This window comes from Limnohabitans sp. (genome assembly GCF_046052825.1).
Taxonomy (GTDB): Bacteria; Pseudomonadota; Gammaproteobacteria; order Burkholderiales; family Burkholderiaceae_C; genus Limnohabitans.
This window is the reverse complement of sequence record NZ_JAVLFP010000037.1, coordinates 80,418-100,712: the sequence shown is the minus strand read 5'-3', so window position 1 is coordinate 100,712 and position 20,295 is coordinate 80,418. Positions and strand designations below refer to the sequence as shown.

The 20,295-nt window shown below is 56.2% G+C and carries 26 protein-coding genes; 19 read left to right on the top strand and 7 right to left on the bottom strand.

The genetic code is table 11. The features are described 5' to 3' along the window. The 3 genes from ACKWJN_RS06350 to ACKWJN_RS06340 all read left to right on the top strand — a co-directional run. A partial coding sequence (locus ACKWJN_RS06350; protein ID WP_408595509.1) for a 3'-5' exonuclease occupies positions 1 to 858 on the top strand: 858 nt, incomplete at its 5' end. A 2-nt stretch (positions 859 to 860) separates the two neighbouring features. Next, entirely contained in the window at positions 861 to 2,417 is a 1,557-nt protein-coding gene (locus ACKWJN_RS06345) for a hypothetical protein (protein WP_408595508.1), read from the top strand. Between the two features lie 93 nt (positions 2,418 to 2,510). Continuing rightward, entirely contained in the window at positions 2,511 to 2,837 is a 327-nt protein-coding gene (locus ACKWJN_RS06340; protein ID WP_408595507.1) for a hypothetical protein, read from the top strand. Between the two features lie 36 nt (positions 2,838 to 2,873). On the opposite strand, the gene ACKWJN_RS06335 is transcribed toward ACKWJN_RS06340, so the two are convergent. Genes ACKWJN_RS06335 through ACKWJN_RS06320 form a run of 4 tightly spaced genes read right to left on the bottom strand, consistent with a single transcriptional unit; the run spans position 2,874 to position 5,251 of the window. Continuing rightward, the gene (locus ACKWJN_RS06335; protein WP_408595506.1) at positions 2,874 to 3,281 is read right to left on the bottom strand and encodes a hypothetical protein; all 408 of its coding nucleotides are present in this window, start codon (positions 3,279 to 3,281) and stop codon (positions 2,874 to 2,876) included. Then, the gene (locus ACKWJN_RS06330) at positions 3,278 to 4,621 is read right to left on the bottom strand and encodes a recombinase family protein (protein ID WP_408595505.1); all 1,344 of its coding nucleotides are present in this window, start codon (positions 4,619 to 4,621) and stop codon (positions 3,278 to 3,280) included. Before ACKWJN_RS06330 ends, ACKWJN_RS06335 begins: the two co-directional genes overlap by 4 nt. Then, positions 4,621 to 5,064, bottom strand: coding sequence for a DUF2924 domain-containing protein (locus tag ACKWJN_RS06325; RefSeq protein WP_408595504.1), 444 nt, complete (start codon positions 5,062 to 5,064; stop codon positions 4,621 to 4,623). Before ACKWJN_RS06325 ends, ACKWJN_RS06330 begins: the two co-directional genes overlap by 1 nt. Beyond that, a complete protein-coding gene (locus ACKWJN_RS06320) occupies positions 5,057 to 5,251 on the bottom strand; it encodes a hypothetical protein (protein ID WP_408595503.1) in 195 nt (64 codons plus the stop codon). The genes ACKWJN_RS06325 and ACKWJN_RS06320 overlap by 8 nt, the downstream gene beginning before the upstream one ends. A 420-nt stretch (positions 5,252 to 5,671) precedes the next feature. Here ACKWJN_RS06320 and ACKWJN_RS06315 point away from each other — a divergent pair, with 420 nt between their 5' ends. The 15 genes from ACKWJN_RS06315 to ACKWJN_RS06245 all read left to right on the top strand — a co-directional run bounded on the left by ACKWJN_RS06315 (position 5,672) and on the right by ACKWJN_RS06245 (position 18,870). Beyond that, entirely contained in the window at positions 5,672 to 6,211 is a 540-nt protein-coding gene (locus ACKWJN_RS06315) for a hypothetical protein (protein WP_408595502.1), read from the top strand. A 41-nt stretch (positions 6,212 to 6,252) separates the two neighbouring features. After that, entirely contained in the window at positions 6,253 to 7,017 is a 765-nt protein-coding gene (locus ACKWJN_RS06310; RefSeq protein WP_408595501.1) for a hypothetical protein, read from the top strand. A gap of 116 nt (positions 7,018 to 7,133) precedes the next feature. Beyond that, entirely contained in the window at positions 7,134 to 7,832 is a 699-nt protein-coding gene (locus ACKWJN_RS06305; RefSeq protein ID WP_408595500.1) for a hypothetical protein, read from the top strand. A gap of 116 nt (positions 7,833 to 7,948) precedes the next feature. Further along, complete coding sequence (locus tag ACKWJN_RS06300) at positions 7,949 to 8,374, top strand: hypothetical protein (RefSeq protein ID WP_408595499.1); 426 nt, start codon at positions 7,949 to 7,951, stop codon at positions 8,372 to 8,374. 14 nt (positions 8,375 to 8,388) lie between these two features. After that, positions 8,389 to 8,913: a hypothetical protein gene (locus ACKWJN_RS06295; protein WP_408595498.1), complete on the top strand. Its 525-nt coding sequence runs from the start codon at positions 8,389 to 8,391 to the stop codon at positions 8,911 to 8,913. Then, complete coding sequence (locus ACKWJN_RS06290; protein WP_408595497.1) at positions 8,913 to 9,707, top strand: ATP-binding protein; 795 nt, start codon at positions 8,913 to 8,915, stop codon at positions 9,705 to 9,707. Before ACKWJN_RS06295 ends, ACKWJN_RS06290 begins: the two co-directional genes overlap by 1 nt. Positions 9,708 to 9,729: 22 nt before the next feature. Beyond that, entirely contained in the window at positions 9,730 to 10,242 is a 513-nt protein-coding gene (locus tag ACKWJN_RS06285; protein ID WP_408595496.1) for a DUF669 domain-containing protein, read from the top strand. A 7-nt stretch (positions 10,243 to 10,249) separates the two neighbouring features. Beyond that, entirely contained in the window at positions 10,250 to 10,651 is a 402-nt protein-coding gene (locus ACKWJN_RS06280; RefSeq protein WP_408595495.1) for a hypothetical protein, read from the top strand. After that, positions 10,566 to 11,597 (top strand): PD-(D/E)XK nuclease family protein, encoded by a 1,032-nt coding sequence (locus tag ACKWJN_RS06275; protein WP_408595494.1) that lies wholly within the window; start codon positions 10,566 to 10,568, stop codon positions 11,595 to 11,597. Before ACKWJN_RS06280 ends, ACKWJN_RS06275 begins: the two co-directional genes overlap by 86 nt. A 46-nt stretch (positions 11,598 to 11,643) precedes the next feature. Then, entirely contained in the window at positions 11,644 to 13,218 is a 1,575-nt protein-coding gene (locus tag ACKWJN_RS06270; RefSeq protein WP_408595493.1) for a DEAD/DEAH box helicase, read from the top strand. A gap of 143 nt (positions 13,219 to 13,361) precedes the next feature. Next, a complete protein-coding gene (locus ACKWJN_RS06265; protein ID WP_408595492.1) occupies positions 13,362 to 13,556 on the top strand; it encodes a DUF6511 domain-containing protein in 195 nt (64 codons plus the stop codon). Positions 13,557 to 13,564: 8 nt separating this feature from the next. After that, positions 13,565 to 15,874, top strand: a complete 2,310-nt coding sequence (locus ACKWJN_RS06260) for a PriCT-2 domain-containing protein (RefSeq protein WP_408595491.1) — start codon at positions 13,565 to 13,567, stop codon at positions 15,872 to 15,874. A gap of 452 nt (positions 15,875 to 16,326) precedes the next feature. Beyond that, on the top strand, positions 16,327 to 16,881 hold the full coding sequence (locus ACKWJN_RS06255; RefSeq protein ID WP_408595490.1) for a hypothetical protein: 555 nt from the start codon (positions 16,327 to 16,329) through the stop codon (positions 16,879 to 16,881). Next, complete coding sequence (locus ACKWJN_RS06250) at positions 16,874 to 17,395, top strand: hypothetical protein (protein ID WP_408595489.1); 522 nt, start codon at positions 16,874 to 16,876, stop codon at positions 17,393 to 17,395. The genes ACKWJN_RS06255 and ACKWJN_RS06250 overlap by 8 nt, the downstream gene beginning before the upstream one ends. 188 nt (positions 17,396 to 17,583) lie before the next feature. Continuing rightward, positions 17,584 to 18,870, top strand: coding sequence for a site-specific DNA-methyltransferase (locus ACKWJN_RS06245; RefSeq protein WP_408595488.1), 1,287 nt, complete (start codon positions 17,584 to 17,586; stop codon positions 18,868 to 18,870). Here ACKWJN_RS06245 and ACKWJN_RS06240 read toward each other — a convergent pair. The 3 genes from ACKWJN_RS06240 to ACKWJN_RS06230 are packed head-to-tail and all read right to left on the bottom strand — an operon-like array spanning position 18,816 to position 19,701. Continuing rightward, complete coding sequence (locus ACKWJN_RS06240; protein ID WP_408595487.1) at positions 18,816 to 19,292, bottom strand: DUF3489 domain-containing protein; 477 nt, start codon at positions 19,290 to 19,292, stop codon at positions 18,816 to 18,818. The two genes, ACKWJN_RS06245 and ACKWJN_RS06240, sit on opposite strands and share 55 nt — an antisense overlap. Positions 19,293 to 19,306: 14 nt before the next feature. After that, on the bottom strand, positions 19,307 to 19,495 hold the full coding sequence (locus ACKWJN_RS06235; protein WP_408595486.1) for a DUF6900 domain-containing protein: 189 nt from the start codon (positions 19,493 to 19,495) through the stop codon (positions 19,307 to 19,309). Further along, positions 19,495 to 19,701, bottom strand: coding sequence for a hypothetical protein (locus ACKWJN_RS06230; RefSeq protein WP_019425656.1), 207 nt, complete (start codon positions 19,699 to 19,701; stop codon positions 19,495 to 19,497). Before ACKWJN_RS06230 ends, ACKWJN_RS06235 begins: the two co-directional genes overlap by 1 nt. A 118-nt stretch (positions 19,702 to 19,819) precedes the next feature. Between ACKWJN_RS06230 and ACKWJN_RS06225 the strand changes: the two genes are divergently transcribed. Then, on the top strand, positions 19,820 to 20,185 hold the full coding sequence (locus ACKWJN_RS06225) for an HNH endonuclease (RefSeq protein WP_408595485.1): 366 nt from the start codon (positions 19,820 to 19,822) through the stop codon (positions 20,183 to 20,185). Positions 20,186 to 20,295 lie beyond the last annotated feature (110 nt).

Genomic DNA, 20,295 nt, shown 5'->3' with positions numbered 1-20,295 from the left:
GTTTTCCTCGACGAGGTCCAAGATATAAAGCCTGGTGACTTAACAAGAATAAGAGCTCTTTCTGAGCATATGTACGTTGCTGGAGACTCCGATCAAAGAATATACGAGGAAGGTGCAAAAGAAGAGGATATCGTTCGGACGGTTCAACCCGTTGCATGGAAGCTATTGGAAATATTTCGGCTTACCAAGTTACTTCGAGATGTCGCTTTATCTATCCTACCTAAGGCCAGAATCGTAGAGGGAAGCGATGCTGTCAAAACAGCGAACGTGACAATTCGACTGATCCCATTTGAAAAAGAGAGCAACGAGGTTGAGTGGGTTTGGGATGAGGCTCTTCGCCGGTCCCGGCCTGGCGATCCAAGCGTAATTCTATTCCCCACGCATGATGCGATCGCAGACTTTTCTTGGAAACTCGCAGATCATCTGAAGACCGACGCGCCGCCGAGAGTTAAATTTTCCAAAGGGAAACGTGATTACACACCATTTAATGAGCACTGGTCCGAAAATGATACGCCGCTTGTATATTTAGGAAATAGTTTTGGTTCACTTGCTGAGAGTGACACGAAGCCTCTCGTTTACCTGATGACATTTCACAGTTCGAAAGGGTTGGATTTTAGGAATGTATTTATTCCAAGTCTTAACTCAGACACAGTGATTGTTGGGAAGCGAGCGCTTGAAAATGATCCTGATTTGGATCGGCGTGTTCTTTTTGTTGCCGTAACCAGAAGTAGAGAAAATCTGTTTTTGTCCTTTAACAGCAATAAGCCCCATCCCCATGTGGCTAATTTGCCAAAGTCAGTGGTAACGGAAGTCAAAGTGACGAAAAAATCTAATTCAGATAAAGAGGATTTCTTTTAAATATGGACCACTCAGCATGGATGTTTGTCGCCACATATCCCGAGTGGCTGAATTGGATTGCAGTCGGTCGGATTCGCTGCAATGGTCGTGTATCTCGCGTGAGGGATAGTGAGGATATAGACGGCTTTGCATTGTTGATGGACCGAGCGCCAGATATAAGCATTGATGATGACCAGGCGTTTATTCTGGCAAAGCTTAAGCCAAACTTTCGGAGTTTCCAGCAGGATGTAGCTTCTTCAAATTCCCAAGAACTAACATGGTTGTTGATTGAAGCCGTAGATGAGTTCATACCTGTTTCTGATCGGGGAGCACGCCTGATAGAAGCGGATGCGCAACGTGCCAAGGCAAAGATTGGTCCGGCAATATTTCAGAATGCGTGGCAATCTTGGACGTCTATACAGAAAGACGTACGGGCAGACTGCCGTGGGCGAACACTTGTTAAAGTTACGGGCCTTGGCGAACCAAATTTGTCTTTAATACCTAGTCAAATTTCTAATTATTTGAGTGGCAAGGTATCTTTGCCGAACGCAGAGAAGGCATCAGAACTAAGGGCCACAAATGCTTTTGCCTGGGCAGCCAGTTTCTCAGTATTTGGCGTCCTGGTCGGCGAGGAAGAGAAGAAAGCACGGACTCAAGAACTTGGTTTGGGTGAGGTCATTCGAAAGTTGCGTCAAGATTTCTCAGTAAAGGAGCCGGTTTTAAAGGATAGGCTGCTCCGCGACATTGGGCAAAAGCTTTCTGATGTTATCAAATCTCGCTTGGGCATTGATGTTTCCATTCTTCAACTAGTCGTTGTTTTCCATTACGCTGATGTAATTGCTTCGGGCAAGGATGTGGTTCTTCATTCTTTAGTCAAGGACATTGGCGAGGTGGTCATGGAGTGTGGGCCGATCGCTGGTGCAAACACTGCTTACATGATTGGCCGAGCTATGGATGACATTGCGGTCACCACCTTGGCCTACGCCAGTACACCTCTCACATTTTCTTCGTTGGTACCCGGAAAACTACCATGTTCAATTGATGTTGGAAATTATGTTGTTGAGCGTCAACAAGAACTAGCTGAACAGCATGCCAATACGCTCAAGGCTCAAGCTCAAGCTCAAGCTCAAGCTGATGCCGCAGCCGCAGCCATAGCAGCCGCAGCCGCAGCCGCAGCAGCTACTTCTGCCGCTGCTGCGATGGATGAATCACTTGAACAGGAATCTATTACAAATATTTTGTCTGATGTCAACTCTCCGGCGGAGCCTCTTGTTGAAAACCTGATCAATACACAGGCGAGCGAGTTAATTTCCAACTCTGAGTCTGATGGTCAACAAATGAACATCAATGCTACGGAACCGGCCATAATCATTGACCCCAAAGGTGTCGTTGAAGTCAGTGCTAATCCAGATCTTGATATAGAACCTTTGATAACTTCGGCCACTATTGGCGATCAAATGAGTTCGCATGATGCATTCAGTGGCGCTTTGTTTTCGGACACCCCTGTGCAAGAAGGACAATTAAAGGCGCAACGCTCATCTAAGACGTCCGGTAGTAAAAAGAGAAAAGATAATCTGTAAATTAGTGAAACTTTCTTTTCAGAAATTTTGCTCTTGCCGCGTTGCGTCCTATTTGGATTGAACCAAGGAGCGAGCAGCTAAAGGAAGCTCTTTATGCCATTTAAATTCGTTCGGTCCAGCAAAGCTCAATCTTTAATTGGTGAGACCAAAGAGCGCGTGCGCGAAGAGATTTCGATGATGAACGATCACGAGCTGAAAGAGCACCTCGATTACGTTAAGAATCAGCATGAGTCGTATAAATCCATTGGTGACGATGAAAGCAAGATTTTGTACCATGAGCTAAAAATAATTCGTGCTGAGAACACCAAAAGAGTTAATGCAAACAATGCGAAGCTTGCTAGGCAATTCTTAAAGTTGCAGGCCTCAAAAAAAATAAAGTGCCCCCACTGCGGAAAAAGAGTGCATCTAGACATGCTTTAATTTTGACGAAATAGTCAGTCAGTCTGAAGGGCCTGCTCATATTGTGTCCATTCCTTTTAGGAAATGTTCAGCCTGCCGATCCCAATCCATGGGAAACGGCTCCATCAGATCTTTCATCGTTAGTTGCGCTGGGTATTTTCCGTCCAAGATGGCTTCGACGACGGTGGGTGACAAGTAGGCCAGACGCAGGATTCGGCTCACAAACGATGGGCTGATGTTCTCGGACTTGGCCATGTCCTCAATTGAAGCGTGGGTGCCGTCAAATAGTTTGCGATGCCAGCGGTGGCCACGTGCCAGCAGTTTGACCATGGCGTTGTCAATCAAGGCCTCACGCCGCTCGATCGCCCGAGAACCGTCGGGCATCACGATCACGGCTTTGCCACCTCGTCTGCGAAAAGTCATCGGTATCTCGGTCGTGAAACCCGCCTCGGTCACGTTGCTCATGCCGCCTCCAGTTCTTTTTGTGGTTCAAGTGTGTCGCGCAGCAAGTTATTCAAGCCCTTGTCGTGCCACTTGATTGTGATGCCGTCCTTGCGCACCGTGATGCGTTCAACCAGGGTGTGCAGGACCTTGGCCTGCTCAGCTGGAAATAACTCCTCCCAGATCGCGTCGATGGACTGCAATGCGCCAACGGCATGCCGTTCTTCCACTGTGGGGCGCTGCGTATTGACCTCTCGCACCGCATGGGCCAGCACCTCGGGTGAGCGTAAGATGCCGCGCATCTTTTCAACCACCACCTGTTCTATCTCACCGGCGGGGATGCGGCAGATGTCGCAGCTTTCCTTGCCGATCTTGATCGAGTCGGTGTTGATGTAATAGCGGTAGGTTTTGTGCTGCTTGCGCGTCCAGCCAGGCGTAAAGGCCCGTCCTTGCTCAGAAAACAGCAACCCTCGCAGTAGGGACGGCGCGCTGCCACGTCCGGCCAGCCTGCCCTTGTTTATGGGTGTGCCGTTTTTAAGGTGCGTTTGCACCGTGTCCCAAAGCTCCTGGGTGATGATGCCGTCGTGCTCGCCGGGGAAGTGCTGTCCCTTGTAGGCCGCAATGCCAATGTAGACCGGGTTGTTGAAGATCTTGTAGACCGCGCCCTTGGTGATCAGCTTGCCTTGGCGTTCGACGCCCTTGGACGTTGTCCACGACTTAGAGGTGACACCCCGTTTGCGCAGGTCTTTGACGATGGTGGACATTGATGGCGTCGCGGCAAAGCGGGAGAACATCTCTTGGATGATGGCCGACTCCTGCGGGTTGGCCACCAACTTGCGCTCCACCACGTCGTAGCCCAAGGCGGGCATACCGCCCATCCAGATGCCTCGCTTGCGGGAGGCTGCGATCTTGTCGCGTACCCGCTCCCCGGACAGTTCACGTTCAAACTGTGCAAAGGACAGCAGGATGTTGAGCGTCAACCGCCCCATGGAGGTGGTGGTGTTGAAGGACTGGGTGACCGACACAAAGGTCACCTTGTACTGATCAAACAGTTCGACTAGCTTGGCAAAGTCGGCAAGCGAACGTGACAGCCGGTCGATCTTGTAGACCACGATGGTGTTCACCAGGCCCTTACGGACGTCTTCGAGCAGGCGCTTAATGGCCGGGCGCTCAAGCGTGCCGCCGGAGAAGCCGCCGTCGTCGTACCGGTCCTTGAGCATCATCCAGCCCTCAGACTTTTGGCTGGCAATGTAATTGGCGCAGGCGTCGTGCTGGGCATCCAGCGAGTTGAAGTTTTGGTCCAAGCCTTCTTCGGTGGACTTGCGTGTGTAGATCGCGCACAGGACTTTAGGGGTGGCGGTCATCAGATGCTCCTTCCAGCAGACATGCCAAAGAAGGTCCAGCCGTTTCGGTTGGTGCCGGTGATCACCATGGCAATGCGCGAGATGGACTTGTAGCGCTGGCCCGCGTATTCAAAGTCGTCGACGTGCACCACCACCTCGTGGCGCTGGCCGTCCCACTCGCGAATCAGTCGGGTTCCGGCAAGGGGCCTGCCGTCAGTCCGGCGGCGGCGCACATCCGGTTTGCCGCCGTCGAGTTGTTCGCCCAGTTTCTCCAGGCGCTTGATGGTCTCGCGCCGCAGGCCGCCAAGGGCCAACTCCTGGATCCGGTAAGCCAGACGCGTTTCAAGAAAGCGCCGGTTAAACGGCGGTGGTTCCGTCAGAAACATTTCCCGCCACATCTGCTTGAGATCCGGGGTGGGCGAGGTCTTGAGGGCTGCAACGCGTGCAACAAGTGAGTCATTCATGGGTGTTGTCCTTGGTAGTCAAAACACCTGCATGAACGCTCTCTTCGGTACGGTTAGCAAGTTGAGCTTCGCGCTTTTGGCGGTCCAGAAGGCGAATAGCGCCCTGGGCCAGGATTGCGCCGATGACGGCCATCGGGCTGGGCTCGGCGGGCGTGGTTGGTGGTGGGGTGCGTTTTGGGGCGGTCATGTAGGTTCATACCGCCGCAGGGGTGTGTTTTTCTCAGGGGACGGCGCTTTTGCCCACAAACGCGCGCTATTGAGCTGTTTCGGGGGTGATTTGCGGGCGCATTAGGGTGATCGGGCTGCATCCTGTGCCCGCCCCGGGCGGGCACAGGATAACTAAGGAGCACAGAATCACAGGACCACGGAGTACGTAGAGCACAGCAAAATTCTTTTAAGTCATTGATTTATATGAATAAACCGTATTTTTAAACCATTTTTTAGCACATCTTAATGATTCGGGAGGCGTCAAAAGAAGTTAACTCAATGTCTGAGTTGCCAACATTAGACGAGCACTTGGTGTCAAAAGCGCAGCTTTAATCATAGCGAGTTGAAGGATTTTGGCCTAAAATTTGGGCATTGCAATCGAAAACCCAAAGGAAACCCAATGTCAGCTTTATCAACCGCCAAAAAGATATCCAAGGGCCAAGAGAAGGCCAAAGCGCTGCGCGATAGCTGCTGGCCTGACCTGGACGATGACAAGCTCTGGAACCGAAAACTGGTCAAGGGCTTCACCACCATCCCCCGCACGATGCCCTTGATCATGAACATCATCGACTCGCTGACCAAGAACAAACCGGCAGGCATGGTCTTTTTCGTGTTGTGGTGCCGCACTTTTGACGAATCGCTGCTGGCCATCGACAACCCGATGACCCTGGCGTTTGAGTCCGGGTTTACCGGCGAGCGGGCACTGAGCACGTGGAAAGACCGCATGCGCTCCCTGGTTGAGCTGGGCTTCATTGATGCCAAGGAAGGCCCCACAGGAGCGCACCACTATGTATTGCTCTTCAACCCACACAAGGTGGTATGGAACCTGAAGGATCGCATTCAGGCGGGCATGTTTAGGGAACTGCAGACTCGTGCCATCGCTATTGGCGCAAGCGACATGGAACCCGCAAAGCCCGCCGAGGACAGCAAGTCAACATAACCGTAGCGCCACCACAGGCACATAAATGAAAAGAGACAAATATGAAAAAAACATGGGAAAACGACAGTTGTGAAGCGGTCCAGTCCTACTTCACGGTGTACCGCGTGCCGGTTGCTGCTGCTTTGTGGTGTGGCATCGAGCCAGGAGAAGTGGAAGAACACCTTGCGCTGTCCACGGAAGTCGCAAGGGGCGTTCTAAAGCACCCTTACATCAACTGTCTGGAGCCGAGGTGCCGGGCGATTCACGACGCGATCGTGACCGGGCTTCTGCCGTGCAGCAGGGAAAACGGGAAAGTCGTGCCGAAAGAAGAGCACGTTGCCGCCGAGCGACGTCACATTTCCCGGCAACACCTCAAGGACTGGATTGCGGCGCAGTTCCCGTCTGACAAGCCTGCATTTTTGTTTGACGAGATCGAGCGCAACACCCATACAGCCATCAATAAAGATGCCTACCAAGCATTGCAGGCTGAGCGTGATGGTTTGCGGGCGCGACTTGAAAAAGCGGCAGATGAGTACCGTAAGTTAAGAAGCGAGCGGGACGAGCTGGTCCTTGAAAAAGCAAAGCTCACTGAGAAGACTAAGCCCGCCAAAGACCTTGGGCTAAGAGCTGAGACGACCTACCTGAACATCATTGGCGGAATGCTGGCTTTGTTCATGATGAAAACCCCCGCCGGAAAGCCACATTCGGTTTTCAGCAGTCAATCGTCATTGATCGATCAGATGCTCGCCAATTTCAAGAAACCGGGAATTACAGAGCGGACTCTGCAAGAAAAATTTGCAGCTGCCAAAAAGAGCCTTGACCAGTAATCCAAATACATAACCTGCTACCGCAGTTGCGGTCGCGGTTCCCGCAGTTGCGGTGCTTTCATGAAGTAACCCCGGTCCAATGGCTTCATGTACTCGAAAACGAAAAAGGAAATGACATGTTGCCAAGCGATGACGGACAAAAAAATACTTCAAGCGCGACCGGTGTGCGCGATCCCCGCTTCACCCGTGACGCGGCCAACGACCCGTACTTTCGCGCTGCTATCAATGCAGCCAAGACCCGCACATACAGGGCAGCGGTTTCTGCCCAGCTGAGCACCTCGGAGCGGGAAGACCTGTATCAGGACATTTTGCTTGACCTGCTGGAACGTGAAGCTCAATTTTGTCCTGATAAGGGCAGCCCCGGAACGTTTACCGGTTTTGTGTCCGAGCACCGTACCGCCGAATTTCTCAAAGCGCGCAAGACAGACAGAGAGCGCCTGACCTTTGCCTCGGGTGAAGACGTCGACACGCTGGAGATAGTCAACATAAGCCGAGCACGCCAAGGTATGAACGAGACGCAGGACGCGGCCAATGACGACGATGCCGCGCCGATCGGTTCAAGCGAAGCCCATTACAGATCTCAATGGTTTGATGGTGACGACGATCTCTTTTCAAACTCCAACACTCTCCACGACCTGGAGACAGCGATGGCGCACATGAGCGAACAACAAGTTGAACTTTTGGACTTGCTTGCTTCGCACCAGGACCTCCCGACGGCATCCAAAGCCTGCGGTATGTCCACCGCCACCTTTTATCGCCGTGTGACCGAACTGGAAATGCACCTTCGCATGTTCGGCATCAGGACTGCTGCCTGACCGATCGCGGGGTGGCTGAGAAAAACAGTCACCTCGCTCAGTAAAAACCTTTAACACCTGCAAACTCCGCGCCCCCTTGGGCAGCGGTGGTAGGCCAACTCACGCCCGGAGATTTGATGATTTACAAAAACGACCTGATTGAAACCTCACGCAGCCACTTGGGTCTGGGTGTTGATATTGGCCGCGCAGCGCTGCAGCCTGTTTACATCCCCATTGAAAAACTGTCCGAGACCAACCTGTGTGACTGGGTCGCCAGCGCACTGGTTGGTCATTGCATTCAGTACCACGAGGGCCTGCTGCTGCGGGACCGCTCAGAGACCAACAGCGACTTGACCACCAAAGACCGCGCCCGTATCCACTCCGTGGCCCGCCGCGCCTGGATCGCCTGTGAGCTTGGCTTGGTGCACCTGTTTAGCCAAAAGGTCGGCGAGGACCACTACCGCTACCTGGCCATGAGATCTAGCTCCCCACTGAAGCCACCCGAAATCCGTACCCAACTGCGTATTGCGCAGATGGCCACCAGTAACCGCAAGCCCCACTGAAAGAAAGAGAACCCATGACTGCCGAACCCGACGTGCTGGATGAAATAGGCCAGCTTTACATGAATGAGCTCGACAAGCTCCCGCTGCCAGACCTTGACCGGATGATCAAGCAGGTCACCGCTGCCAAAGACACTGCTGCGTTGTACCTCAACGCATTGCAATTAACCTTGCACAACCGATTGGGCGGGCAAGCCCAGCAGCTTCGCCAAGAGGCTGGCAAGTCAACCGGTACGGTGCGCTTTGAGGTCGACGGCTACTTGGTCGTCGCCGATTTGCCCAAGCGCCCTGAATACAACCAGGTCAAGCTCAAAGAAGCAGTGGAAGCCCTGCGCAAGTGGGGCGAGGACCCAGAGAACTACGTCGGCATCGAGATCAAAGTTGCCGAGTCCAAGTACACCGCCTGGCCACCCGGCATCCGCGATCTGTTTGAGCCTGCACGCACGCTCAAAACGGGCAAGCCCAGCTACAAGCTCGAGCAAATCAAGTCCGGCGTCATTCCCGACGCTGCCAACGACAGTCACTTTGGTGGGGGGGTGTGATGGCCATCTCACTCGCACAACTCACCCGCGCCAATGCGCCCAAGCCACCCCGCATCCTGATTCATGGTGTTGCTGGCGTTGGTAAAACCACCTTCGCCGCAGAAGCCAACAACCCGGTGTTCGTCCAAACGGAAGACGGCCTGGGAACAATTCCGGCAGCCAACTTCCCGCTGGCCCGCACGTTTGAAGAAGTCCTCGAGTCACTGGCTTCGCTTTACACCGAAGACCATGACTTCAAAACCGTGGTGATCGATAGCGTGGACTGGCTTGAACCTCTGGTTTGGGGCAAGGCGTGCCGCGACAACGGCTGGGGATCCATCGAAGACGCCGGGTACGGCAAAGGCTACGTCGCCGCATTGAGCCTGTGGCGTCAGTACATCGACGGCCTCAACGCCCTGCGTGACGACCGTGGCATGACCGTGGTGCAAATCGCGCACACCGACATCAAGCGTTTTGACTCGCCGGAGCACGACCCTTACGACCGGTACGTCATCAAGTTGCACACCCGCGCAGCGGCGTTGATGCAGGAGCACTCGGACATCGTGCTTTTTGCCAACTACCGCATCTCCACCGTGAAGGCCGATGTCGGCTTCAACAAAAAAGTAAACCGCGCCATGGGCTCGGGCGAACGCGTGATTCATACCGCCGAGCGCCCCGCCTTTTTGGCCAAGAACCGCTATGGCCTGCCAGAGACCTTGCCACTGGACTGGCAGTCATTTGCCCAGGCCATGCCCGATGTGATCAAGCCCATGTTGATCGCCAACCCAGTCACCCCCACCAACCTCACCACCTGAAATTGAAATAGGAGAAATCACCATGGCTTCATTCGGACAAACTTTCGACGCATCCTCAATCGAGCCCAGCAGCGGCTACGACGTTCTGCCACCCGGCAAATACCTGGCCCAAATCGTTGCCAGCGAAATGCGCGCAACCAAGGACGGTCTGGGTCAGTACCTCTACCTTGAGGTGGATGTCATTGAGGGGCAGTACGCAGGGCGCAAACTTTTTGACCGCCTGAACCTCATCAACGCCAATGCAGATGCCGTGCAAATCGCACAGCGCACGCTGTCATCCATCTGCCGCGCCGTTGGCAAGTTGCAGGTCAGCAATTCCGAGCAATTGCACCTCATACCCTTGATCGCAGATGTGCGTGTGCGTCCCCCGAAGGGCATGTACGGCGAGAGCAACTCAGTTCGCTACCTGCCACGCGGCGGCCAGGCTGCCAACGCACCGACTTTCAGCACCGGCCCTGCCAATCCGCCAGTGCGTCCTACTGTGGCTACGGCAACGCCCGCTGCCAACGGACTGCCCTGGAAGCGCCAAGCCTGAGGTCCCAATGCACGAACACTTCACATTGCATCAAGCTGCGCCCGAGCCGGTGCACCTGCCGGACTCGGCGCAGAGCTGTCGTGAGCGGATGGCGGCGCTGCAAGGCGAGATTGCTTCTATCCGTATTCAGATCGCCACGACTGACATCCGGCGGCAGTCGGAGAAGAAGACGCTTGATGCTGCCTGGTTCCACCGTGCCAAAACCGCGCTGCGCTTAAAGCAGCAGGAACTGGCGCAGGTGGCTGCGCATCTTGCGACCTTTGATAAACGCGCAGCGCCCAAGCACCGTGATGCCTTCAAAGACACATTAATTGAAGTGGTGCGTGAAAACTGCAATGACCAGGAGTGGGCGGGCCTGGTGCAACGCGCGCGTGACTTGCACGCCAGCCAAGGGGGAAACCATGGCTGAACTACCCGCCATCACGAGCCTCACTCGCGAGGCCATCTTCTCTGGTTATGAAGCGGATGCCAGTGACGGGTTTCGCAGCCACCTTGGCGCGTCCTTGATTGGCAAGGAATGCGAGCGTGCGCTTTGGTACGACTTTAGGTGGGTCACGCGCAGCAAGCACCCAGGACGGTTGTTGCGCTTGTTTGAAACCGGTCAACTGGAGGAAGCCCGAATGGTGCTGAACCTGCGGCGCACCGGTGCAACTGTGCTCGAAGTTGATCCCGAGACCGGGCGTCAGTTTCGGGTGCAGGCCCATGGCGGCCACTTCGGGGGCTCACTTGACGGTCTTGCCATCAATTTGCTTGAAGCACCCAAATCCTGGCACGTGCTGGAGTTCAAGACGCACTCCAACAAGAGCTTTGGCGATCTGGTGGCCAAGAAGGTGCGCGAGTCCAAGCCGCAGCACTTTGCCCAGATGCAGATCTACATGCACCTGATGGGCATTACCCGAGCGATGTACTTGGCTGTGAACAAAGACACCGATGACCTGTATGTCGAACGTGTGGAGGCAGATGTCACCTATGCGGAACTTCTTCTGGAAAAAGCCCGGCGAATCATCTTCGCCCAAACCCCACTGCCGCGCATCAGCGAGGACCCCAGTTGGTATCAGTGCCGAATGTGTGACCACGCGCCGGTTTGCCACGCAAGCGGCAACAGCGTGGTGGCACCTGCGATCAATTGCCGTACTTGCCTGCACTCAACACCCGTGGATGGTGGTTGGCATTGCGACCGGCATCAAAAACGCCTGACCGAAGTTGATCAGCGCACAGGCTGTGAGCAACACCTTTACCTGCCGCCACTTGTTCCTGCATCGCAAGTCGATGCGGGTGACGACTGGGTTGACTACGAATTTACCAACGGAGTGCGCTGGCGCGATGCTGGTTTGAACAAGCACGCCGCCAACTGAATCCCCAACCGCAAACCTAAACGCAATTGAAAAAGGAATCCCCATCATGAGCTTTTCCCTTCGCCCCTACCAAAGCGCTGCCATCCAAGGCATCTACAACTACTTCCAAGATGAGAGCGGCAACCCGCTGGTGGTGATTCCAACCGCTGGTGGCAAGTCACTGGTCATGGCCACCTTTGTCGAAGGTGTGCTCAAAGCCTTTCCAGATCAGCGCATCCTGATCGTGACGCATGTGCGTGAGCTGATTGAGCAGAACTTTGCTGAACTCAAAAAGCTCTGGCCGCAAGCACCGGCTGGCATCTATTCCGCTGGCCTTAAAAAGCGTGAGATCCGCGCACAGATTCTGTTTGCTGGCATCCAGTCCATTCACAAGCGCGTGTACGACGTTCAGCAATGCGATCTGGTGCTGATTGATGAAGCGCACCTGATCCCGCGCTCTTCGAACACGATGTACCGCAAATTTCTTGATGGTTTAAAGCGCCTGAACCCGATGCTCAAAGTGATTGGCCTGACGGCCACGCCCTACCGCCTGGACTCTGGACGGCTGCATGAAGGTGATGAAGCGATCTTCACTGACATCGCCTATGAAGTTTCGGTGCGTGAGTTGATCGACGACCACTACCTCTCGCCGCTGATCTCCAAGCGCATGGCAACGCAAATCGACCTCTCGGCGGTGGGCACGCGCGGTGGTGAGTTCATCCCGAAGGACTTGGAAGCTGCCATTGACCAGGACGCCATCACACAAAGTGCAGTCAATGAAATCTTCTCGTACTCAACTAACCGCAAAAGCTGGCTGATCTTTTGTGCTGGCGTGGACCACGCGTACCACGTGCGTGATGCGGTGCGCAGCAGAGGGGTGACTTGCGAAACGATTGTGGGCGATACGCCCAGTTCCCAGCGCGAGGCCATCATCAACGATTTCAAGGCCGGGCGTATTCAGTGTCTGACCAATGCCAATGTACTGACGACAGGCTTTAATGCTCCTGCGGTAGATCTGATTGCCATGCTGCGCCCGACCAAGTCGGCGGGTTTGTATGTGCAAATCGTGGGCCGGGGTTGCCGCCTTGCACAGGGCAAGACCGACTGCCTGGTACTGGACTTTGCGGGAAACATTGCTCGCCACGGACCCATTGACGCCATCAAGCCCAAGACGCCCAAAGCGGGTGAAGACGGCGATGCGCCCACCAAAGCCTGCCCAGAGTGCGACAGCATTGTGCATGCGGCGGTACGTCAGTGTCCGGACTGTGGCCATATGTTCCCGGAGCCCCAAATCAAGATTGACGCCAAAGCCAGCACTTTGGACATCTTGTCTGGCGGTCCACCCGAGTGGGTGCCGGTGACACGGGTGAGCTATGCCCGGCACGACAAGACGGGCAAACCGCCGTCACTTCGGGTCGATTACTGGAGTGGTCTGAGTTCCCACAGCGAGTGGGTGTGCATTGAGCACCAGGGTTATGCGCGCCAGAAGGCAGCCAGTTGGTGGGCCAACCGCGCGCCGGGCCTACCGCTTCCTCGAGGTGTTGACGAGGCGCTGGCGGTATCGCAGCGGCTTAAGTGCCCTTCACAGATTGCGGTGCGCCCAAGTGGGCGTTACACAGAAATCGTCGGCGCGCGTTTTTGATGTCGAGCGCATAAATGATGTGCGCCATTTGCAGGCGCGATGCCCGAGGGTATGGGTTCGCGCCATGTTTGATCCGTATTGATGCGCCCAGCGTGAAGTTGTGCTCCAGGCGCTGTCAAAACATTGCAGCAAGGCTAAAGGGAATGATAGATCCAAATCAACACGAAACCAACGCGCTGGCGACGGCCTGCCAGACAGGGGGCGAGTACGTCGAGTCACTCGCCAAAACAGACTTGGCCAGTTTCACCGCAGTGGAGTGGTCAACCTTGATTGATGTGGTCGTGACCGCGTTTCAAGACTCACTTCGCACTGCCTATGCAGACGATCCACCATTTTGAAGGAACGCATGAATCCAAACAATTACATGGCCCAACTTGGGGCCACACTCGTAGATCGCGGCTATGCCATCTTGCCGATCCAGCCCAGCACCAAAAAGCCGGGCATGTTTCGCCTGGGTGCATGGCAGGACTACCCCAAGTGGAGCCGTCACTGTGAGCGCGACACCACCGAAAACGAAGTCGACATCTGGGGCGACTGGCCCGAGGCAGGCATTGGTATCGCCGCAGGCAAGGTGATTGGCATCGACATCGATGTGCTGCAGTCCAAAGACATCGCAGTCCAAATTGAAGGCTTGGCCAAGCGGCTGCTGGGCGACACACCCGCAGTTCGTATTGGCAACGCTCCTAAGCGCTTGCTGGTGTACCGCGCGGCCCAACCCTTCAGCGGTTTCAAGTACCCGCCGATTGAGGTGCTGGGTGTGGGGCAGCAGTTCATTGCCTATGGCATTCACCCGGATACGGGCAGACCCTACGAGTGGCCGGTACAGACTCTGGCCGACCTGAAAATTGAGGAACTGCCAGTCATCACCGAGGCGCAGGCACGAGAGTTTGCGCGCCAGGCGTATGAGATGGTGCCCGAATCCATGCGCCCCAAAAGTTTGGCCGTGGGTTTGAAGTCACCCGTGGCGTTTGCCAATTTGCCCGAGCAGCGCGGCACGTTTGAAGCAGTGCAAGACGCGCTTCAGTTCATCCCCAACCAGGACCTGGACTACGACAGCTGGGTGCGCATTGGCATGGCCATCAAAGGGGCACTCGCTGAGAAAGGCTGGCCTCTCTTTGAGTCCTGGTCTGCGGCGTCCACCAAAAACGATGTCAAGACCACCGCCAAAAGCTGGGCCAGTTTTGCGCCTCAGCGCATTGGGGCGGGCACCATTTACAAGCTGGCGCTGGACAACGGCTGGATTCCGGATGCTGACCTGCAGCTCAACGGTGAGATTGTGATGAACGGACACCACCCGGCCAAGGAGATGTTGCAAACGCTGCAAACACAAAACCCCATCACGATTGATGGGTCAGGAGTGCCTCCGGTGTTGCCGCCGCCCAAACCACTGCCGACGGGCTGGGACCAAGTGGGCGGCGTGATTGCCGACATGATGTCGCTCATGGCCGTGACTGCCAAGCGTCCACAGCCCGTGCTGGCGCTGGGAGCAAGTCTGTGTGCCATCGGCGCGCTGATGGGGCGCAAGTACCGCACCGAGAGCAACACGCGCTCGAACCTCTACGTCGTTGGCATCGCCGAGAGCGGCGCAGGCAAGAACCACAGCCGCGTGGTGATCAATGAGTTGTTTCGCAAGGCCGGGTTGCTCCAATACCTGGGCGGCAACAAGATCGCATCAGGCTCGGGCCTCTTGACCGCAATCCAGCGTCAGCCCGCCATTCTTTTTCAGCTAGATGAGTTCGGTATGTTTTTGTCGGCAGCCGCTGACCGTAAACGCTCTCCGCGCTACGTGTGTGAAATCCTGGACCTGATGACCGAGCTGTACACCACATCAGGCACGACTTACTTTGGCATTGAGTACGCAAGCAACCAACTCAACAACGCGCACCGTGCCATTCACCAGCCCTGCGCCTGCATCTACGGCACCACCACGCCGATTCACTTCTGGCAAGCGCTGCAAGCTTCCAATGTGGCCGACGGCTCTTTGGCGCGCTTTCTGATTCTGGAGAGCGAGGACGATTTCCCCGACAGCAACGAACTCTTTGGCACGATCGATCCACCGAAAGACCTGATCGACCGGCTGCTGCTGATCCACCAGGGCGGCGGGCAGTTGAGCGGCAACCTCACGGATGTGGGCGCGATTGATGAAGTGCTGGTCGATCCGCGCGTGGTCCCGATGACCGCTCAGGCGCGTGACGCTTTTCGCGTACTTGACCACGAGTTGCTGATAAAGCTTCGCTTGTCGAGAGGCACCGGTTTTTCATCGATCCTGGCGCGCATTGAGGAGAACGCCACCAAATTGGCGCTCATCCGCGCTGTGTCGCGGGACGCGGTGACGCCGCAGATCGAGGACCATGATGCGCACTGGGGGATTGCGCTCTCGCGCCACTGCGCCGAACTGACAATTCGAGAAGCAAGCGCGCGCGTCTCAGAAAACCAGGTCGAGTCCAACCACAAGCGCGCTTTGCAAATCTTGCGCGACGGGGAAACTGCTGGCATGTCCAAGAGCGAGTTCACCCGGCGCACCCAGTTTATGGACCACCGCCAGCGGGACGGCGTGCTGCGCACCTTGACGGACGCCCATCTGGTTGAGGTGTTCGCCAAGCCAACGGGCGGCAGGCCCAGCCAATGGATCAAGTTGGCGGGTGCAGATGAGTAGACGGCCTAATCAGACTCCACGTTTGAAAGATGAAGTATTGAAAGAAGCCCTCCCGGCGACTTCTTTCAATTACGACCTTCTTTCAATGGGGGTGCCTCTATATACAAATAAATATTCGGGGGCCCTATACACACAAAAAATCCCTCGCGCGCGCGAAAAGTGCGCTCTGGTGGGGTCAGAGTGGGTAGAGAGAGACATAGGTATATATATTGAAAGAAGAAGTATTGAAATAAGTACCTCCCAGACCCGGACTCCACCTTTGAAAGATGAAGTATTGAAGAAAGCCCCGTCACCTGTTGACGACTTTTTGCCAGCCCTGATAACCGCAACCGATTGAACAAATCGGCAATGACAGACATGAGGGAGCCGCACCCGCCCTGACACGGCTTTGGTGCCAGCGCTCCTCCAGGTCGCACAAGAACCCTTGTACGAACCCTTGGAGGACATCCCTGATGAATACCGAATCCACCCCGCGCCTTGTCATCCTCGCCTTGGACCTGGGCACCACCACCGGCTGGGCGCTGCGCTCGGCCAACGGCCCCGTGGCGCATGGCTTTGTGAGCTTCAAGTCCCAGCGCTTTGAGGGCGGTGGCATGCGCTACCTGCGCTTTGGCCGGTGGCTCGCTGACATGCTGGCCTTGAGTGGCCAACAGAGTGGTTCGCAGACTGGCTCACAGACCAATTTAACGGGCATTGGAGCCGTTTACTTTGAAGAGGTGCGCCGTCATCTAGGTGTGGACGCCGCGCACGTCTACGGCGGCCTGCTGGCCACGCTGACCGCCTGGTGCGAGCACCACCAGATCCCGTACCAGGGCGTTCCGGTGGGAACCATCAAACGCCATGCCACCGGCAAAGGCAATGCAGGCAAGGCTGAGGTGATTGCTGCCATGAAGGCGTTGGGCCACCCGGTTACCGACGACAACGAAGCGGATGCGCTGGCACTGTTGCACTGGGCGCTGGCGCAGGGTGCGGATCCCGCCTTGGGCAAGGAGGTGCGCCATGGCTAAAAAGCAAGTCGCACAGCCACTGACCCATGGCGCTCTGGTGAGTCTGCCCGGCGGTCGGGTTGGTGAGTGGGTCAGCGAAGCAGAGGAAGGCACCAGCTACCGCACCGAGCATTTCCGGACCGTGGACTCGCTCGGGCTCTTGATGCGCAACGGCGCTATCACGGCGCAGATGCACGACGCGGGTCAGGACTTCTCTCGCACCTTTGTCTTTGCGCAGCTAAGTTCAGCGGGCTCACCGCCGCTTGACCGCATCCCCGGCGGTCATTGGCAGGACACGATGACCGAGCGCTGTGCCTGGGCCAGAAAGCGCCTGGGCGAGGCGCTTGATGCGGTGGGTGGAATTGGCAGCCCCGGCGGCTGCGCGGTCTGGCATGTGGCGGGTTTGGGTCAGAGCGTGAGGGAGTGGTCTGCCCAGGAGGGGTGGAACGGACGCACCCTCAATCAGTACGAGGCCAAGGGCATTTTGGTTGGCGCTTTAGGGGTGCTGGCGGTGCATTACGGGTACTCGCGTTAAATTATCAAATAACCTATTGACGCGTATATATCGAAGAGGTAGCATTCTGCTAATCACTCAAATTACGCCCACACGGTTACCGTCTTGTGGGCGTTTTGTTTGGGTCTTCACTTCCCCGCATTTATCGCGCTTGCAAGCAGCCCTTGCTGGTTGACCTGCACGCCGCGCACCAACCCGAAAGCTTCCCTATGACACCCGAGATCCGAATGGTCGCGGTGGATTCGCTCATCCCGTATGCGCGAAACGCCCGCACCCACAGCGAAGACCAGGTGGCACAGATTGCCGCCTCCATTGCTGAGTTTGGCTTCACCAATCCGATCCTCACCGACGGCGACAAAGGCGTGATCGCAGGGCATGGACGCCTGGCTGCCGCGCGCAAACTTGCACTGACGCAAGTGCCCGTGATTGAACTGGGTCACCTTACCGCAATTCAAAAGAAAGCCTACATCCTGGCCGACAACCGCATCGCTGCCAACGCTGGCTGGGACGAAGAGTTGCTCAAGCTTGAGATTGCCGAACTCGATGAGGCTGACTTCAATCTGGATCTGATGGGCTTTGGTGACGAAGAACTCGAGCGTTTGCTCAACGGCGACGGCGACACCACAGGTCTGACGGAAGACGATGCAGTACCCGATGTGCCAGTTGACCCTGTCTCCAAAACAGGCGATGTGTGGGTCCTGGGTCAGCACCGTTTGCTGTGCGGCGACTCCACTGTGCTCTCCGATGTCGAGCGCCTGATGAACGGTCAGCTCGCCGACATGGCGTTCACTGATCCACCCTACAACGTGGACTACGGCAACAACGCCAAAGACAAGATGCGCGGCAAGGACCGTCGCATCATGAACGATGCGCTCGGTGACGGGTTCTACAAGTTCCTGTATGACGCCTGCGTCAACTTGCTGGTGGTCACCAAAGGTGCCTGCTACGTGTGTATGAGCTCATCCGAGTTGCACACCTTGCAAAAGGCCTGGCTTGATGCCGGTGGCAAGTGGTCCACGTTTGTGATCTGGGCCAAGAACACTTTCACGCTCGGTCGCGCCGACTACCAGCGCCAGTACGAGCCCATCCTCTACGGATGGAAGGAAGGCGCAAAACACTTCTGGTGCGGTGACCGCGACCAGTCGGATATCTGGAACTACAAAAAGCCTCACGTTAACGACCTGCATCCGACGATGAAGCCGGTGGAGTTGGTCGAGCGGGCCATTAAGAACTCATCCAAGACGCGTGACATCGTGATCGACTTGTTTGGCGGCTCTGGAACCACGCTCATTGCCTGCGAGAAAACCAATCGCCAGGCGCGCCTCATGGAGATGGACCCCAAGTACGTGGACGTGATCGTCAAGCGCTGGGAGGACTTCACAGGACAGAAAGCCACCCGTGAATCGGATGGCTCAGCATTTGCGGATCTTGCGCCGCAAGGTCAGTCGGTTTTAGATGATGCTGTGGGGAGCGAGCTGGAGGGTGAGACCCTGTAGACCCGCTCACCACCGCTCTCCTTGACAGAGTCGATGGTCAGTCCCAGTTTCTTTTTCAAGGCCCCGGCCATGCAGCCGCGCACGGTGTGCGCCTGCCAGCCTGTGGCCTCCACCATTTGCGCAAGCGTTGCACCTTCCGGGCGTTTCATCAAATCGATGAGCACCGACTGCTTGCTACCTTCGCGTTTGGATTTGGCGGGTGGCTCAATGCCGATCGCCTGCAACCCTGCGACGGTGATGGCAAAGCGGGTCGAGCCCGAAGCGCCTTTGCTGTGGGGCCGGATCAGACCTTCGTTGCCAAGGCTGGTCAGCACCTTGATCAACGCGCCACCTTTGAGCTTGGGCGGGAAGTCGGTCAGCACATGCTGAGGATGGAGGGCTGCGGCGTTGAGAAGCAAGGTTTGGCTGGGTGTGAGTTTCATGTTGATCTCCGGTATCAGTTTGGTTGGGTTGTTTGTTTAGATTGCTGGCCAGCCGTGAAGGCGGCTTGCAGGGCTTCTTTGAGGCCCCAGACGCTGACTTCATGAAAGTCCAGGCGGTCGCTGTTGCGGGTGGCCAGCGTGTCGATGTGCAGATGCTCTGCGGCGATTTGGTTGAGCAGACGCTCAAATGTTTTGGCGTCCATCACTTGGCTCCCCGCACTTGGTGGATCTGGCGGGCGCGGTCAAAGCCGACCCACTCGCCTTGGGTGTCAAGGCCGCGTGAGGCCAGTTCCTCGCGGGCCAGCAGGTTGAGGTCAAGCTCACCGCGTGCGGCGGCTGCCAGCACCTTGGTGAGCGCGATCTGGATGAACCCGACCTCGTCGACGGTGAACTGTGTGGTGTAGGTCATTTGCAAAGCTCCTTGGGTTGTTGATGACGTTCCTATGAACGCTCTGAACCCAAGTGAAGCCAAGCAATACCCGCATCAAATCCGATTAGTTTTTTGAATGAGTGGGGAATAAGCCGCTATGCCCCGCAGTGCCCCAACTCCATGCCGACATCCCGCCTGTGCGTTGGTGCTGGACAAGCCGGGCTATTGCGATCAACACCGTACCCAGGTGCACCGGGACTACGGGCGTGCCAGGCGTGGCTTTGATGCCGAGGTGGGCTTCTACCAGTCGGTGCGCTGGCGTGAGGTGCGTGCGGCCTTCCTGCGTGAACACCCGTTGTGTGTGGCGTGCAAGGGCACGGGTCTGGTGGTGGCTGCCAAGGTTGCTGACCACATCAGGCCGCTCAAGGACGGCGGTGAGCGCTTTGACTGGGTCAATCTGCAAGGCCTGTGCGTCTCATGTCACAACCGAAAGACGGCGCGTGAGACCGCCAGGCGCGGCTGACTACCCCCCCGGGGGGGGGCTGAATCTCTACAGACGGCGGCCAAAGATGCGTGCGCCTGCCAAGATTTTTGCGCGTGCAAATTGAAACCTAGGGGGATACCCCAGAACGG